The organism is Salegentibacter salinarum, assembly GCF_900168115.1.
In the GTDB taxonomy this organism is placed as follows: domain Bacteria; phylum Bacteroidota; class Bacteroidia; order Flavobacteriales; family Flavobacteriaceae; genus Salegentibacter; species Salegentibacter salinarum.
This window is the reverse complement of sequence record NZ_FUZC01000039.1, coordinates 1-1633: the sequence shown is the minus strand read 5'-3', so window position 1 is coordinate 1633 and position 1633 is coordinate 1. Positions and strand designations below refer to the sequence as shown.

Below are 1633 nucleotides of genomic sequence, written 5' to 3'. Positions count from 1 at the left end.
TAGCGCATCGTAGTCTCAGGCAGACTCGAACTGCCGACCTCTACATTATCAGTGTAGCGCTCTAACCAGCTGAGCTATGAGACTGTCCTTTGTTGATCCAAGAACCAGCACTCAAGATCCACGACTAAAAAGTCACTTCTCTTTTCTCTAGTTTCTTTTCTCTAATTTTTTAAATATTAAATCGACAGCTTTAGAATCAAGACCAAAAAAAGCTCTTTAAGAACTTCCCTTTGATTATTGCGCGTTGTTATCACTGATAAATCAGCTAAACATTGCTCTAGAAAGGAGGTGTTCCAGCCGCACCTTCCGGTACGGCTACCTTGTTACGACTTAGCCCCAGTTACCAGTTTTACCCTAGGCGGCTCCTTGCGGTGACCGACTTCAGGTACCCCCGGCTTCCATGGCTTGACGGGCGGTGTGTACAAGGCCCGGGAACGTATTCACCGCATCATGGCTGATATGCGATTACTAGCGATTCCAGCTTCACGCAGTCGAGTTGCAGACTGCGATCCGAACTGTGATAGGGTTTGTAGATTCGCTCCTTCTCGCGAAGTGGCTGCTCTCTGTCCCTACCATTGTAGCACGTGTGTGGCCCAGGACGTAAGGGCCGTGATGATTTGACGTCATCCCCACCTTCCTCGCGGTTTGCACCGGCAGTCTGGCTAGAGTTCCCGACATTACTCGCTGGCAACTAACCACAGGGGTTGCGCTCGTTATAGGACTTAACCTGACACCTCACGGCACGAGCTGACGACAACCATGCAGCACCTTGTAATCTGTCCGAAGAAAAGTCTGTTTCCAGACCTGTCAGACTACATTTAAGCCCTGGTAAGGTTCCTCGCGTATCATCGAATTAAACCACATGCTCCACCGCTTGTGCGGGCCCCCGTCAATTCCTTTGAGTTTCATTCTTGCGAACGTACTCCCCAGGTGGGTTACTTATCACTTTCGCTTAACCACTCAGATCTTAATCGATCCGAACAGCTAGTAACCATCGTTTACGGCGTAGACTACCAGGGTATCTAATCCTGTTCGCTACCTACGCTTTCGTCCATCAGCGTCAGTATATTATTAGTGATCTGCCTTCGCAATCGGTATTCTGAGTAATATCTATGCATTTCACCGCTACACTACTCATTCTAACCACTTCATAATAACTCAAGACAATCAGTATCAATGGCAGTTCTCCCGTTGAGCGGAAGACTTTCACCACTGACTTAACTGCCCGCCTACGGACCCTTTAAACCCAATGATTCCGGATAACGCTTGGATCCTCCGTATTACCGCGGCTGCTGGCACGGAGTTAGCCGATCCTTATTCGCAGAGTACCGTCAAACTCCCACACGTGGGAGTGGTTCTTCCTCTGTAAAAGCAGTTTACAACCCATAGGGCAGTCTTCCTGCACGCGGCATGGCTGGATCAGGCTCTCGCCCATTGTCCAATATTCCTCACTGCTGCCTCCCGTAGGAGTCTGGTCCGTGTCTCAGTACCAGTGTGGGGGATCTCCCTCTCAGGACCCCTACCTATCGCTGCCTTGGTAAGCCGTTACCTTACCAACTAACTAATAGGACGCATACCCATCTAATGGCCATAAATGTTTAATGAAAATATCAGGAGATATTCCCATACTATG

The 1633-nt window shown here is 49.1% G+C and carries 1 tRNA gene and 1 rRNA gene; both read right to left on the bottom strand.

The annotated features are described in order from the left end of the window. Positions 1 to 10 precede the first annotated feature (10 nt). Positions 11 to 84 (bottom strand) — tRNA-Ile (locus B5X53_RS18805). Between the two features lie 197 nt (positions 85 to 281). Beyond that, positions 282 to 1633, bottom strand: a 16S ribosomal RNA gene (locus B5X53_RS18800); the annotation flags it as partial.